The organism is Streptomyces sp. NPDC101393 (assembly GCF_044767385.1).
Classification (GTDB): Bacteria; Actinomycetota; Actinomycetes; order Streptomycetales; family Streptomycetaceae; genus Streptomyces.
On sequence record NZ_JBIWNU010000015.1, the window covers coordinates 16,450 to 30,990 of the forward strand.

Genomic DNA, 14,541 nt, shown 5'->3' on the forward strand with positions numbered 1-14,541 from the left:
TGCATGAACAGTGCGTGAACCGGCCGCCGTTCGCGCCCTCGGGGCGGCAGGCTGCTGCCGTGCCTGCATGGACGGACCAGCTCCGATTCGCCTTCCAACCCGTCGTGAACCTCGCGACCGGCTCGGTCGCCGCGCTGGAGATACTCGCCCGTCCCGAGGACGGCGGGATCGATGTGCTCGCGTCCGCGCACCGCGACGCCGGGCTCGACGCCGAGCTGGCCTCGCTCGCCGTGCGCGCCGCCGCGCGTCAGGAGACGCTGCTGCCGCTGCACGTCAATGTGTTCGCCTCGACCGTCGCGGAGCTTCCGGGGCTGACGGCGTTGCGGAAGGCGGTGCACGACGTGGGACGGCGGCCGTGGGAGGTCACCCTCGATCTGGGCGGTCCGTTCACGCATGTGCCGCACCGTTCGCTGCTGGAGGCGGTGGCGGGGCTGCGCGAGGAGGGGTTCCGGATCTGTGCGGACGGTGTCGGGGACGGCGATCTGCCGCTGCGGCTGCTCGGCGACCTCGCGCCGGACCTCGTGAAGCTCGACGCCTCGCTGTGCGCGGGGCCGGCCGGCGACCGAGGGCGGCAGGCGGTGGTGGCCGCGATGCGGCAGCTCTGCGAGCAGGTCGGCGGGCTGCTGGCCATCGAGGGGGTGGAGACCGAGCGGCAGTACGCGGCGGCGCGGGACGCCGGGGTGCAGCTCGCGCAGGGGCATCTGTTCGCTCCGCCCGCGCGGCGGGCGGCCGCCGAGGTGTATCTGCCGGCCGTGCAGGCTCCCGCGGCCGGCGGGCCCGCGCTGTCCGGCCCGCCGTCGGGCCCGCCGGTGGCGCAGTTCCTGCAGCCCGCCGCGCTGCTGCCGATGTCGGCCTCGGCGGGCGCGGTGCGCCGCCATCTCACCGGATTCCCCGAGGTGTCGGGGGTGCTGCTGGTGGATGCCGACGGGGTCCCGGTGCGGGCCATCGACCGCGACCGGTTCCTGCTGTCGCTCTCCGGGCGCTACGGGCACGCCCTGTACGGCGACCGGCCGGCGCTGCGGCTCGCGGACCGGCCGCGGACGGTCGGCGCGGACGCCACGGCCTGGCAGGTGCTGGATGTGATCGCGGACGGCGACCGGGCGCGTACGGGTGACGATGTGGCGGTGGTCGACGAGCAGGGCCGGTGCATGGGGGTGGTGCATCTCGCGGACATCCTGCGGGCGCTGGCCGAGAGCCGGGTGGAGGAGGCGGCCCGGCTCAATCCGCTGACCAGGCTGCCGGGTTCGGACACCGTCAACGCCGAGGTCGACCGGCGGATCGCCGGGGGCCGGGCGTTCGCGCTCAGCTGGCTCGATGTGGACGGTTTCAAGGGGGTCAACGACGGTGCCGGGTTCGCGGCGGGCGACGAGCTGATCCGCGCGGTGGGCCGGATGCTCACCGAGGTCGCCGCGCGGGAGCCGGCGGCCCGGGTGGGCCACATCGGCGGCGATGACTTCCTGGTGCTGACCGAGCCGGCGGGCGTCGAACCGTTCGCCGGGGCGGCGTTGGACTCCGTGTGGTCGGCGGGCGGCATGCCGGTGACGCTGTCCCTGGCGACGGTGGTGTGCCCGCCCGGCGTCGTCACCGGCCACGGTCAGGCCGCGGCGGCGCTCGCCCCCCTGAAGAAGGCCGCGAAGGCGCTGTCGGGGGCGAGTTGGGTGCTGGGCAGGCCGGGTTCGGGCCGTATGGAACGGCGTCGGGGGACGGTGGCCCGGGTGCCGGGCCCGGTCGGCCGGGGCCCCGGCAGCCCGGCCGGTCAGGGCGGCGTACGGGCCGGGGGGTGAGCGGGCCGGGGCGGGCCGACGGGGCCGGGTGGGCGATCGACATCAGGTGCTGTGTGTGACCTTGACGCTCCATCACCACCGGTGAACACTTCCGGGTGTCAGTCGGCGTCGCCGCACTCAGGCACCCCCGGCCGCGTGGCAGCTGCTGTGTGCTGCCCGCCTTCTCCGGCGGTTGTGGCGCACCGGCACGCTCGACGCCCATGCCGGGCGGGCACGGGGCGCGGGCCCGCACTCCCGACGCCGCCGGCGCCGCGGCACGGGTGGCACAGACCCTGCACGGAGGACCGGGGGACGTCCCCGGGCGAGGTCCAAGGAGCCGCCATGTATTCCAATGGGGACATATTCGTCGGTGAAGTGATCGGCACCGCGATACTCGTTCTGTTCGGCGCCGGTGTGTGCGCCGCCGTCACCCTGCACTACTCAAAGGCGAAGTCCGCGGGCTGGGTCGTGATCGCCTTCGGCTGGGGCTTCGGTGTCCTCGCCGGCGCCTACACCGCGACACCGTTGTCGGGCGGCCACCTCAACCCGGCGGTGACCGTCGGGTCGGCGGTGGCCGGCGGCACCGAGTGGTCGAAGGTCCCGCTCTACATCCTGGCGCAGATGGTCGGCGCGCTGATCGGCGCGGTGGTCGCCTGGGCGGCGTACTACGCGCAGTTCGCGGCCAACTCCGAGCAGAGCACGGCGCAGCCCACGCTGGGCGTCTTCGCCACCGCACCCGAGATCCGCAACCCGGTCGCCAACCTCGCCACCGAGGTCATCGCCACCATCGGTCTGGTGCTGCCGCTGCTGTTCTTCGGCGAGAACAAGGGCATCGGGACGGGCCAGATACCCGGTGAGGAGGCCGGGATCTACGGTTCCGGGATCAATGTGCTGCTGGTCTCGCTGCTCGTGGTCGGCATCGGGCTGTCGCTCGGCGGGCCCACCGGCTACGCCATCAACCCCGCCCGTGACCTCGGTCCGCGTATCGTGCACGCCCTGCTGCCGATCCCCAACAAGGGCTCCTCCGACTGGAGTTACTCCTGGATTCCGGTGGCCGGACCGCTGATCGGTGCGGTGCTGTCCGGGCTGGTCTACCAGGCGGCGTTCTGAGGCGGCGCGCCGCACCCGCACCCACCAAGACCACTTCGAGGGACCGGACTTCAGGAGACGTGACGTCATGACGGAGCAGACCGGGAAGACCGAGAAGTATGTGGCCGCCATCGACCAGGGCACCACGTCGAGCCGCTGCATCATCTTCAACCACGCCGGTGCGATCGTCGCCGTGGACCAGCGCGAGCACCGCCAGATCTTCCCCAAGCCGGGCTGGGTGGAGCACGACGCGAGCGAGATCTGGTCGAAGGTGCAGGCGGTGGTGGCGGGCGCGCTCACCAAGGCGGGGCTGCGCGCCGACCAGCTCAGCGCCCTGGGGATCACCAACCAGCGGGAGACGACGGTCCTGTGGGACCGGGCGACCGGCCGGCCGGTGCACCACGCCATCGTCTGGCAGGACACCCGGACCTCGCAGCTCTGCGCCGAACTGGGCGGCGCGGACGGCCAGGACCGTTTCCGGGGCGCCACCGGGCTGCCGCTGGCGAGCTATTTCTCCGGACCGAAGGCGGCCTGGCTGCTGGACGAGGTGCCGGGGCTGCGGGCCCGTGCCGAGCGCGGCGAGATCGCGTTCGGCACCATCGACTCCTGGCTGATCTGGAACCTGACCGGTGGCACCGACGGCGGGGTGCATGTCACGGACGTGACGAACGCCGGGCGCACGATGCTGATGAACCTCGGCACTCTCCAGTGGGACCCGGAGATCCTGGCGGCGATGAACGTGCCGGAGGCGATCCTGCCGGAGATCAGGTCCTCGGCCGAGGTCTACGGCATGGCCGTCGGGCAGCTGCACGGGGTGCCGGTGGCGTCCGCGCTCGGCGACCAGCAGGCGGCGGTCTTCGGGCAGACCTGCTTCGGCGTCGGCGAGGCCAAGAACACCTACGGCACGGGCTCGTTCCTGCTGCTGAACACCGGCAACCGCCCGGTCGCGTCCAAGAGCGGGCTGCTGACGACCATGGGCTACCAGCTCGGCGGTGAGGCGCCGGTCTACTGCCTGGAGGGGTCGATCGCCATCACGGGCGCGCTGGTGCAGTGGTTCCGCGACCAGTTGGGCATCATCGCGTCTGCCGACGAGATCGAGCCGCTGGCGGCGAGTGTCCCGGACAACGGCGGGGCGTACATCGTTCCGGCGTTCTCCGGCCTGTTCGCGCCGTACTGGCGCTCGGACGCGCGCGGGGTCATCACCGGCCTGACGGGCTTCGTCACCAAGGCGCATCTGGCGCGTGCCGTGCTGGAGGCGACGAGCTGGCAGACCCGGGAGGTGGTGGACGCGATGTACCAGGACTCGGGGGTGCGGCTCACCCAGCTCAAGGTCGACGGCGGGATGACGGCCAACCATCTGCTGATGCAGCATCAGGCGGACGTACTGGGCGTGCCGGTGATCCGGCCGGTGATCCGCGAGACCACCTGCCTGGGCGCGGCGTACGCGGCCGGTCTCGCCACCGGCGTCTGGCAGGACCTGGACGAGCTGCGGACCCACTGGAAGCCCGACACCCAGTGGACGCCGCACATGGACGGACAGGCCAGGGAACGGGAGTACGGCAACTGGCGCAAGGCCGTGGAGCGCAGCTTCGGCTGGCTGGCCGAGGACGGCGGCGAGCGGCCTTAGGACACGCCCCGGGGACCGTCCGGGCGGCCGGGGCCGGACAGGACCGGGCCGGCGCCGTCCGCCCCGGCAGCAGGCGTACGGCCCGTACCCCGGACGGCGGGGTACGGGCCGTGCTCGGGTGGTGCACCGTCAGGGAAGTGCGGGCTCGCGCTGTCGGGCGCCGACCCGCATCGCGTGCTCGACGACGGCGATCAGCACATCCCTGACGGAGTCCTTGTGCCGTGCGTCGCACAGCATCACCGGGACGTCGGGGTCCAGGTCCAGGGCCTCCCGGACGTTCTCCGGGGGGTGCCGGTCGGCGCCCTCGAAGCAGTTGACGGCGACGGTGAAGGGCAGGCCGCGGCGCTCGAAGTAGTCGATGGCGGCGAAGCTGTCGGACAGCCGCCGGGTGTCGGCGAGCACGACGGCGCCGAGCGCGCCGAGCGCCAGCTCGTCCCACAGGAACCAGAAACGGTCCTGGCCCGGGGTGCCGAAGAGGTAGAGCACCAGCTCTTCCTTGAGGGTGATACGGCCGAAGTCCATGACGACGGTGGTGGTGGTCTTGCCCTCCACGCCCTCGAGGTCGTCGACCGGCCGTCCCGCTTCGGTCAGCCGTTCCTCGGTACGCAGCGGTCTGATCTCACTGACCGCGCCCACCAGGGTGGTCTTGCCCACGCCGAAGCCGCCCGCGACAAGGATCTTGAGCGTCATCGGGTCGACCGCGGCGGACCGGCTGCGGCGCTCAGAACGCCCGAAGGCCATGGGTCTCTTCTCCTGAATTGCCGTGTACGCAGAGGGAACTCACGCTTGTTCCTTGATGGTCAGCAAACCGTCAGCATCTGCAAAGGAACGGTACAACGTGCTCAGCTGCGCGCTCACTTGAGGTGCGCCCGCGTGCACCCCGGCATCCCCCAGAGGCCACCAAACGCCCCAAAATCACCGCCCCGTACGGACGTTGGGCCGAGCGGACCGCCGGACGGGGCTACCCGAGCCGCGCCGGCCGGTCGAGCGACCCCAGCAGGCTCACGAAGCTGGACTCCACGAACGCGCACAGCTCCTCATGGGCATCGGCCTCCGCCACCGGCCAGTCGATGACGGCTTCCTCGGCGAAGGCCATCCAGGCACGGGAGGCCAGCTCCAGCCGCGGGGCGTCCGGCATGCCCAGGCGGCGCCGCCCGTCGTGCACCCGGCGGGCGAGCTTCTCCCGGGTCTCACCGACGATGTCGGTCACCGCGGGGTGGCTGCCCGCGGCCCCCCGGACCAGCGCGAGATAGACCTGCCGGTGCTCCATGACGTACGCCACGAAGCCGGCGATGAAGGCGCGCATCCAGGGGACCGGCTCCAGCGTCGCGTCCGGTTCCGTGGCGGCGGCGAAGCGATCGCACGCGGCGCGGACCACGGCGCGGTAGAAGTCGCGCTTGGAGTCGAAGTAGTGGAAGAGCAGCCCGCGGGAGATGCCGGCCCGCCGGGCGACCTCGTCGGTGGACAGCTCGTCCAGGGAACGGTCGGCGAGCATCTCCAGGCCGATGCCGACCAGCTGCTCCCTGCGCTGGTCGGGGGTGAGGCGGGTGACTCGCTTGCCGGGCATGCCCGCAGTTTACGGCGGTGCGGGCACGCCGGGAGCCGGAGCGATCACGGCACGCTCCGGCCCGTGCCGGGCGTCAGGCGTGCTTGCCGAGGTGGCCGAGGATCTCGGGTATGACCAGCTCGGGAACCTCTTCGGGCAGCCAGTGGCTGGCTCCGTCGAGCTCCACGAAGCGGTAGGGGCCGTCCACCCACTCCCCCGTCGACTCGGCGGCGCCGCGCCCCAGCGCGACGTCCTCGCTGCCCCACAGGAACAGGGTCGGGACGGCGATCCGCCCGGCGGGCACCGAGATGACCGACTCGGGTGCGCGGTACCAGTTCAGGGTGGCGGTCAGCGCGCCCGGCTCGGCGAGCCGGCGCACATTGCCGTCGACCAGGCCGGTGGGGACCTTGCCGCCGTAGACGGCGCGCAGCCGCTCCCCGCCGTCGGCGAGCAGCGCGGCCTCGGCGGCGCCGTCGTTCCTGCGGAAGCGGCGGACGTAGTCCAGCCGTTGGTGCTGTCCCGCGTCCTCGGCGGCGGCGCGGTTGAGGGCGTCCGGGTGCGGGGTGGCCAGCACGGTCAGGGACTTCAGCCGCTCCGGGTGGGCCCCGGCCACGGCCCAGGCGACCATGCCGCCCCAGTCGTGCGAGACGAGGTGGAAGCGGTCCACGCCCTGGGAGTCGGCGAAGGCCAGGGCGTCGGCGACCAGCTCGGGCACGGCGTAGTCGGCGATCCCCGCCGGGCGGGCGCGCGGGGAGTAACCGCGCTGGTCCACGGCGAGGGCGCGGTAGCCGGCCGCACCCAGGGCGGTGAGCTCGGCGTTCCAGGAGTCGGCGAACTCGGGCCAGCCGTGCAGCAGCAGCACGAACTCGCCGTCGGCCGGCCCGGCGGCCAGCGCGTCGTGGGTGTGCGGGCCGACCTGGATCTCCAGGCGCTCGAAGGGGGCCGGTGTCGCGTCCGTGTCCATGCCCATGGCGGCGCTCTCCTCTTGTTGACAACTGCTTAACAAGCACCGTACAACAACGGCGGGCATTGCTGAGCGTTGCTCAACACTCCCCCTGTCCGTACCGGGACGGGCGCGGCCCTCGGACCTCCTGAGCACCCGGGGCGGGCGGCACCTGACATGACGGTGCCGCCCGCCCCGGAGAACCGGGAGGGCGGCACCGTCCTACGTACGGGCGGGCGCGGATCACAGCGCGCGCAGACCGTCGATCACCTCGCGCAGCACCTTCTCGTCCGGAAGTTCCGCCGGCGGGACGGGCCGGCTGACATGCACCAGCTCCGCGTCCAGCAGATCGCCGATGAGGACCCGGACGACCCCGACCGGCAGGTCGAGTTCGGCGGCCAGCTCGGCGACCGAGAGCGGCGAGCGACGGCTCAGGCGGACGATGTCCACATGCTCCGGCGACAGCGTCTGGTCGGCGACCGTCCCGTCCGCGCGGGACTCGGCGATGACCAGCGCGATCAGATCCAGCCGCTCCTCGGCCGCCGTACGGGTGCGCCCGCGCGTCATCGCGTACGGGCGGACGACCGGGCCCGCGTCGTCGTCGAACCAACGCGCCGCTCCCCGTTCCGGTACGGCCCGGCCGTCCTGGTCGCTCATGGCGTCACCGTCGTCGCGCTCAGGTGGAGTGCCCGGACCTGGGCGCGGTGCCCAGGTGCGTACCCACGCGCTTGACGAGGAGCGTCATCTCGTAGGCGACCAGCCCGACGTCGGAGTCGGCGTCGGCCAGGACCGCCAGGCAGCTGCCGTCGCCGGCCGCGCTGACGAACAGGAACGCCTCGTCCAGCTCGACCATGGTCTGCCGGACCCGGCCCGCGTCGAAGTGCCGGCCGACGCCCTTGGCCAGGCTGTGGAAGCCGGAGGCGACCGCTGCCAGATGCTCGCCGTCCTCACGGGTCAGGTCCTTCGACGCTCCGGTGGCCAGCCCGTCGCTGGAGAGGACGAGTACCTTGCGGATGCTGCCGACCCGGTCGACCAGCTCGTCGAGGAGCCAGTTCAGCTCGCCCGATCCCTTCGCCGAGGCCGGTGCGGTGGAAGCTGCTGCCTTCGGTGCGGTCATGGACCGTCCCCTCCCGATGTGGTTCCTGGTGCGGTGGTGCCGTCGTCGCGCGCGGCTGCGCCGCGGGCGTCGTCGTCAGTGCGGCGGCGCTCGTCGCCCGCCGGGTCAGCCGGGTCCGGCGCCGTGGCGTCCGGTGCGGTCGCCTCGGCTGAGGCCGTCCCGGGCGCCGTCGTCTCCGGTTCCGGGGTTCCGGGGCCCGAGGGCCCGTCGTTGTCACGCCGGCCGCGCTGCCAGCCGCTCTGGAGCGAGGCCATCCGGGCGCGGACCGCGTCGGCGTCCCGGTCCTCCACCGGCTCGGCGGCCCTCCGTGCGGCCTCGGCCTGCCGGGCCGGGTCCGACTTGAGCTGCGGCGCGAGGCTGGCCTGCCGGACCCGGCGGGGCAGCCCTCCGGCGGTCAGGGGCGCGTCGGGTGCGGGCGGTGCGGCGGGCGCGCTCCCGGCGGGCTCCGCCGCCTCGGGGGCGGGCGCCGGACCCGTGGCGGCATCGTCGCGCCCGTCGCGCTCCGGGCCGGAGCTGCCGGCGCCCGCCTGCCCGCGCGCGTTCCCGCCCCGGAGGTCCCCGGCGCGCGTGTCGTCCGCCCGGGTCTCCTCGTCCCGGGGCCCGTTCGCCCCGTCGGCCTTCCCCCGGCCGTCGGCGTCACGGTCGCCCGCGCCGTCGTCGACCGTGCGGCCGTGGTCGGAGACCAGGACCGGCGGGCGGGGGCGGCGCGGCAGTGGTGCGGGGGCGCCGGGCGCCTGGTCGCGGGTCTGCTGGTGCTGTTCCCCGGTCGGTACGGGCGCGATGCTGCGCGGGCCGGGCGGCGACGGGGTCGGGCCGGTCGGTCCCCGGCGGGCGCGGCCGCGGCTCGGCCCGCCGGGGGCCGGCCGACCGCGGAAGAGATTGTCCTCGTCGTCGAGGGAGTCCAGCTCGTCCAGGCCGAGCGGGGCCTCCAGCTCGACCGGCCCGTCGAGGGCGGCCGGCTTGTGGCGCTCGCGTTCCGGGAACGGCACCGGCGCCTGGGAGAGCGCGGCCAGCTTGCCGGCGGCGTGCTCCAGCTCGTTGCCGAACCGGCCGTCCCCCGATTCCAGGGCGGCGGGCCCGGCGTCGTCACGGCCGCCCGCGGTCTCGGTCAGGATCGTGCCGGGGATGAAGACCACGGCGGTGGTGCCGCCGTACGGAGAGGGCTGCAGCGAGACCCGTACGCCCTGGCGCTGGGCGAGCCGGCTGACGACGAACAGGCCGAGCCGGTCGGTGTCGGACAGCTCGAACTCGGGGGTCTCGGCGAGCCGGAGGTTCGCGTCGAGCAGCAGGTCGGGGGCCATGCCCAGGCCGCGGTCGTGGATCTCCAGGGTGAAGCCGTTGGCGACCCGCTCGCCGAGCACCTGGACGGCGGTGTGCGGCGGCGAGAAGACAGTGGCGTTCTCCAGGAGTTCGGCGATCAGGTGGGTGAGGTCGGAGACGGCGGGGCCGTCCACCGCGAGCCGCGGCAGCCGGCGTACCTCGATCCGCTCGTAGTCCTCCACCTCCGCGACCGCCGCGCGCACCACGTCCATCAGCTGGATCGGCTTGCGCCACTGCCGGGAGGGGGCCGCGCCGGAGAGGATCACCAGGCCCTCGGCGTGCCGGCGCATGCGGGTGGTCAGGTGGTCGATGCGGAAGAGGTCGGCGAGTTCGTCGGTGTCCTCGGTGCGCCGCTCCATGGCGTCCAGGAGGGTCAGTTGGCGGTGCAGCAGGACCTGGCTGCGGCGGGCGAGGTTGACGAACACCTCGGAGACTCCGCGGCGCATGTCGGCCTGTTTGACGGCGGCCTCGACGGCGGCCCGCTGAAGGGTGTTGAGCGCCTGCCCGACCTGACCCATCTCGTCCTGGCCGAATTCCAGCCGCGGCGCCTCGGTCTCCACATCGACCTGTTCACCCGCCGCGAGCCGGCGCATGACGCTGGGCAGGCGGACACCGGAGACCTCGTGTGCGCCCTTGCGCAGCCGGGTCAGATCCCTGACGTGCCGGCGGCCGATGCGGAAGGAGACGATGACGGAGACCAGCAGTGCGACGAAGCCCAGCACACCGGCGACGGCGGCCTTGAGGACGACGGCCATCGCGACCGGTTCCACCCGCTTCTGGTAGCGGGCGGCGGCGTCCTGGCCCATCCGCTGGAGGTCGCCGAGCACCTTCTCGGCCGCGGTGTCCCAGCGCTCGGCGTTGACGGTCCGGGGGGCGTCGCGGGCGCCGGCGGCCAGGGCCCGGTCCTCGTAGGAGGTCACCTCGCGCGCCGTCGCGGTACGCCAGTAGTCGTCGTAGACGCCGTGGTCCTTGGCGGGCAGGACGGTGAGGCTGGTGCTGTAGAGGACCCGGCGCTCGGCGATCCGGTCGGAGACCTCGCGCAGATCGCGTGTGCTCATGCTGCCGGAGGAGAGCGCCGCGGACATCAGGGCGTCCTCGCGGGCGAAGGCCTCACGCGCGCGGGCGAGGGTGACCAGGGCGCGAGCCTGCTTGTCCATCTCCACGTCCTGCAGGGCGTGGAGGGCGGTGAGGAAGTCGTATCCCGGGTCGATCAGGTCGCCGTAGGCCTCCATGGCCTCGTCGCGGGTGACGGTGTTGTCCTCGACCTGGGCGCGCAGCGAGGTCAGCCGGTCCAGTCCCTTGACGATGGTGTCCATGCGGGTGCCGACGTCGCCGCTCAGGTCCTCGCGTACGTCCGGCTGCCGGGTGTTGGCGATCAGCTGGTCGACGCTCTCGTCGGTGGCCCGGGTCCGCAGGCGGAGTTCGGTCAGCGCGTTGGCGCCCCGCCGGTCGGCCAGGTACAGCAGGCTCTGGCGGCGTTCGCTCTGGAGGTGCTGGATGACGTCCTCAGCCGGGGACCCCAGTTTCCGTACGACGTTGCCGACCTCAAGCAGCTGGTTGGCGTCGTGACCGGTGATATAGGTCGCGAACGCCCACATGGCGGTCAGGGACACCAGCGGCACGAGCAGCAGCGCCACGATCTTCCGGCGGATCGACTTCCCGCGAAAGCGCATGGCCTCCCCTAGTCAACCCCGGCGCACGGGGGTGGTGTTCCGTCAACAAACGGCGCGAGCCTACTACTGTCGGGTGACATACCCGAAGGCCTGTCCAGGTGTTGCGGAATGGGGGCGCGGCGGGATCGTCACGAGTTGTCCGTTGATTCCCGGACAACCCACCCCTGTTGGCGGCCTCGGACGCCTCATCGGTATCCCGTGTGCACCCGACCGGTTGGCCGGATTTGCTCTACCCCGGGTAACCCATCGGCGGCCGGGTACGTGACGATGGCGGTGGACGGTGCGGCGCCGCGGGCATGTATCCGGTGAAATCCGGGCAGCCACCGAGGAGTCGGACAGGTGGGGAAGACGCGGGGAGAGTGACGGGTTCATGGACACCGGCAGGCGTCCCTTGTGGCGGGAGGAACCGGCGACCCGGCGCCGGATGGCGGATCCGGTGCGGACGGCGGCGGTGCGTGCCGTCATCATCGTGGCGATCACGCTGATCGAGGCCATGGTGGCGTTCCTGAGCACCCTGGCGGGCTCCTGGCTCGCCTTTCCCGCCGTGATCGGCACGGTCGCCAGCACCGTGGTCGCGACCTGGGCGGTGCTGGACGTATGGGTGACCCGGCAGGTGTGGGTGCAGCGCAACGGCGTGCAGTCGCAGCCGAGCAGTACGGCTAGGGAGTTGCGCCGCGAGCGGCGGCGGGAGCATCGGCAGGAGGAGCGGGAGTCCCGGGAGCGCTCTTCGCGAGTTGACGGCGCAGCCGCATGAAGGGCCGGGGCCGGTTGACGGCGAGCGCGGCCGTCATCGCACCGCCGCGTTCGTAGACGGCGAGGTAGGAGCCCTCGCCGGGGTCGCCCTCGACGATGCGTGCGGCGTCCTCGGGGCCGCGCCGGCCGGCCAGTTGGATGCGGCTGCCGTACTGGTCGGACCAGAAGTAGGGCCGGGGCGTGTGCCGGGCGACGGTGGCGCCGGCCAGCAGGTTGCGGACGGCGACCGCGGGTTGTTCGGTGGCGCTGGTCCAGTGCTCGGCGCGGTCGGCGCCGTAGCGCGCGACATCGCCCGCGGCGACGACGTGCGGCAGCGCGGTCGCCCCGCCCTCGTCGCAGAGCACCCCGTCGCGCAGCGCGAGGGGGGAATTTTCCAGCCAGTCGGTGGCGGGGCGCGCCCCGATGCCGACGATCACGGCGTCGGCGTCCAGCAGCCGCCCGTCGGCGAGTTCGACTCCGGTGACCCGGCCGTGACGCCCGCCGCCCTCCGGTGAGCCGCCGTCCGCCCGCAGTGCCTTGACGCCGGTGCCGCACAGCAGGCGTACGCCGTGGTCCGCGTGCAGCCCGGCGCACAACCGGGCCATGTCCGCGCCGAGTTGGGGTATCAGCGGCAGTGGCGCCGCCTCCACGACGGTGACCTGGGCGCCGAGTCCGGCGCAGGTCGAGGCGGTCTCGGCGCCGATGAATCCGCCGCCGATCACCACCACCTGCCGTGCGCCGGCGTGCAGGGCGGCGCGCAGTGCCAGCGCGTCGTCGAGGGTGCGCAGGGTGTGGACGCCGGCGAGCGGCGGGCCCGGCAGGGTGCGCGGCGCCGCGCCGGTGGCGATCACCACGCCGTCGGTGGCGATCCGGCGGCCATCGGCGAGCAGCACGGCGCGGCCGGCCGCGTCGAGCCCGGCGGCGGGGGTGCCGAGCAGCCATTCGGCCGCCAGTTCCGCCTCCTCCTCGTCGTCGGACAGGGCCAGTTGGCCCAGGGGGTCCCCGTCGGCGCTCCCGGGCGGCCCGTCCGCGCCCGGCTTCCGGCCGGCGAGGAATTCCTTGGACAGCGGTGGGCGGTCGTAGGGCCGGTGGTGTTCGGCGCCGATGACGACCAGCCGGCCGTCGAACCCTTGCGAGCGGAGCGCCCTGGCGGCGTACAGTCCGGCCAGGGACGCCCCGACGACCGTGACGGTCCTCATGCGACGGCCTCTTCCCGTACGGCGGGCCGGACGTGGATCATGCCGTCCAGGACATCGACCTCGTGGGTGCGGACGGCCCGGCGGGCCGGCAGGCAGGTCGGTGCTCCGGTGCGCAGGTCGAACAGGGCCGCGTGCAGCGGGCATTCGACGAAGCAGCCCTCGACGAACCCCTCGGAGAGCGAGGCGTCCTGGTGGCTGCAGGTGTCGTCGAGCGCGTAGAAACCGCCGCCCTCGGCGTGGAAGACGGCGATCGCCGGTGTGGTGTCGTCGATCTCGATCCGTACGGACTCACCCTCGGGCAGGTCCTCGATGCGGCAGACGGGAATCATCTGGCCCCCCTCGCGCTGATCGGTATCATGAGTTTCGAATAACGCTTCGCAGAGCGCGATGCGCAACAGAATCCAAGCCGGGAAGCGGGCCGTCAAGAGCTCCCCGGGCAGATGCCCTCAGACGTGCCCCTCAGGGGCCACGGGTGGTGACGCAAAGACCCATGTCGAACACGACCGATACGGCAGATGACCGGTCCGAGGAGCGGCGCGGCGGGGCGGGATCCGTCCAGTCCGTGGACCGCGCGGTGAGCGTTCTGGAGATCCTGGCCCGCCTCGGCGAGGCCGGGGTGACAGAGATTTCCGAGGAGCTGGGAGTCCACAAATCGACCGCGTTCCGGATCCTGGGCGTGCTGGAGAACCGCGGCCTGGTCGAGCAGGAGAAGGACCGCGGGAAGTACTACCTGGGCGCCGGTGTCCTGCGGCTGGCGGGCGCCGCGGCGATCCGGCTGGACATCTCGCAGGAGGGCCAGCCGGTGTGCCGGGCACTGGCCGACGACACCGGCGAGACCGCCAACATCGCGGTGCTGGACGGCGATGCCGCGGTCAACATCATGCAGGCCAGGGGCGCCGCGGCGGTCACCGCCTACAACTGGCTGGGCCGCCGCACCCCGCTGCACGCCACCGCCAGCGGCAAGGTGCTGCTGGCCCACCTGGACCGGGAGCGGCGCGAGACCCTGGCGACGCGCAAGCTGGCGCGCTTCACCGAGAACACCCTGACCACGCCGGCCGCCCTGCGCGAGCAGCTGACGGCGGCCTTCGCGGACGGCTACGCCTGCTCGACCGAGGAGCTGGAGATCGGGCTGAACGCGGTCGCGGCACCGGTCCGGGCGCACGACGGCGCGGTGATCGGGGCGATCGGCGTCTCCGGGCCGGCGTACCGCATGGAGCGGGCGCTGCTGCCTGAGCTGGCCGAACGGTCGGCGAAGGCGGCCGCGGACCTGTCCCGCCGTATGGGGTACGCGGGTTGAGCGCCCCGCCGCGGCTCCGCCGGGTGCGCGGGCCGCGAAAAATCACCTCTTGACGGATCCCGGGCGGACTTCCAGCATGTCTCCTATGGCGCAACGCAGCGCGCCATAGGCAACACCGGGGGTGTGGACGGAAACGCCGTCCACTGCCCTCCCCCGCTCCCAGCGCAGCGCACCACCCAACCCCTCACAGGCATCCGTGCCGACTCCACGCGCGTCGCTCGCCCCTGCCATCACC

13 protein-coding genes are annotated in these 14,541 nt (G+C 73.1%); 5 read left to right on the forward strand and 8 right to left on the reverse strand.

All coding sequences use genetic code 11. The features are described from left to right. Positions 1–59: 59 nt before the first annotated feature. The 3 genes from ACIRQ7_RS34440 to glpK all read left to right on the forward strand — a co-directional run bounded on the left by ACIRQ7_RS34440 (position 60) and on the right by glpK (position 4,479). On the forward strand, positions 60–1,784 hold the full coding sequence (locus tag ACIRQ7_RS34440; RefSeq protein ID WP_404266475.1) for a GGDEF domain-containing protein: 1,725 nt from the start codon (positions 60–62) through the stop codon (positions 1,782–1,784). A gap of 321 nt (positions 1,785–2,105) precedes the next feature. Further along, positions 2,106–2,873 (forward strand): MIP/aquaporin family protein, encoded by a 768-nt coding sequence (locus ACIRQ7_RS34445; RefSeq protein WP_401479193.1) that lies wholly within the window; start codon positions 2,106–2,108, stop codon positions 2,871–2,873. A 67-nt stretch (positions 2,874–2,940) separates the two neighbouring features. After that, positions 2,941–4,479, forward strand: a complete 1,539-nt coding sequence (gene glpK / locus ACIRQ7_RS34450) for a glycerol kinase GlpK (protein WP_404266476.1) — start codon at positions 2,941–2,943, stop codon at positions 4,477–4,479. Between the two features lie 129 nt (positions 4,480–4,608). Here glpK and ACIRQ7_RS34455 read toward each other — a convergent pair whose 3' ends face one another. The 6 genes from ACIRQ7_RS34455 to ACIRQ7_RS34480 form a co-directional block, all read right to left on the reverse strand. Beyond that, positions 4,609–5,220 carry a GTP-binding protein gene (locus ACIRQ7_RS34455; RefSeq protein WP_404266477.1) on the reverse strand — a complete coding sequence of 204 codons (612 nt, stop codon included), beginning with the start codon at positions 5,218–5,220 and terminating at the stop codon, positions 4,609–4,611. A 220-nt stretch (positions 5,221–5,440) separates the two neighbouring features. Then, on the reverse strand, positions 5,441–6,046 hold the full coding sequence (locus tag ACIRQ7_RS34460; protein ID WP_404266478.1) for a TetR/AcrR family transcriptional regulator: 606 nt from the start codon (positions 6,044–6,046) through the stop codon (positions 5,441–5,443). 73 nt (positions 6,047–6,119) lie between these two features. Continuing rightward, on the reverse strand, positions 6,120–6,989 hold the full coding sequence (locus ACIRQ7_RS34465) for an alpha/beta fold hydrolase (protein WP_401479401.1): 870 nt from the start codon (positions 6,987–6,989) through the stop codon (positions 6,120–6,122). A 222-nt stretch (positions 6,990–7,211) separates the two neighbouring features. Beyond that, complete coding sequence (locus tag ACIRQ7_RS34470; RefSeq protein ID WP_401479205.1) at positions 7,212–7,625, reverse strand: DUF742 domain-containing protein; 414 nt, start codon at positions 7,623–7,625, stop codon at positions 7,212–7,214. Between the two features lie 19 nt (positions 7,626–7,644). Further along, entirely contained in the window at positions 7,645–8,085 is a 441-nt protein-coding gene (locus tag ACIRQ7_RS34475; RefSeq protein ID WP_401479208.1) for a roadblock/LC7 domain-containing protein, read from the reverse strand. After that, complete coding sequence (locus ACIRQ7_RS34480; RefSeq protein WP_404266479.1) at positions 8,082–11,078, reverse strand: nitrate- and nitrite sensing domain-containing protein; 2,997 nt, start codon at positions 11,076–11,078, stop codon at positions 8,082–8,084. The genes ACIRQ7_RS34475 and ACIRQ7_RS34480 overlap by 4 nt, the downstream gene beginning before the upstream one ends. Positions 11,079–11,358: 280 nt before the next feature. Between ACIRQ7_RS34480 and ACIRQ7_RS34485 the strand changes: the two genes are divergently transcribed. Beyond that, entirely contained in the window at positions 11,359–11,832 is a 474-nt protein-coding gene (locus tag ACIRQ7_RS34485) for a hypothetical protein (RefSeq protein ID WP_401479214.1), read from the forward strand. On the opposite strand, the gene ACIRQ7_RS34490 is transcribed toward ACIRQ7_RS34485, so the two are convergent. Together ACIRQ7_RS34490 and ACIRQ7_RS34495 are read right to left on the reverse strand one after the other, a co-directional pair. Next, positions 11,738–13,009, reverse strand: a complete 1,272-nt coding sequence (locus ACIRQ7_RS34490) for an NAD(P)/FAD-dependent oxidoreductase (protein ID WP_404266480.1) — start codon at positions 13,007–13,009, stop codon at positions 11,738–11,740. The genes ACIRQ7_RS34485 and ACIRQ7_RS34490 overlap by 95 nt on opposite strands. Beyond that, positions 13,006–13,338: a bifunctional 3-phenylpropionate/cinnamic acid dioxygenase ferredoxin subunit gene (locus ACIRQ7_RS34495; protein ID WP_401479219.1), complete on the reverse strand. Its 333-nt coding sequence runs from the start codon at positions 13,336–13,338 to the stop codon at positions 13,006–13,008. Before ACIRQ7_RS34495 ends, ACIRQ7_RS34490 begins: the two co-directional genes overlap by 4 nt. 161 nt (positions 13,339–13,499) lie before the next feature. On the opposite strand from ACIRQ7_RS34495, the gene ACIRQ7_RS34500 reads away from it, so the two are divergent. Beyond that, positions 13,500–14,306, forward strand: a complete 807-nt coding sequence (locus ACIRQ7_RS34500) for an IclR family transcriptional regulator (RefSeq protein WP_404266481.1) — start codon at positions 13,500–13,502, stop codon at positions 14,304–14,306. Positions 14,307–14,541: the final 235 nt, after the last annotated feature.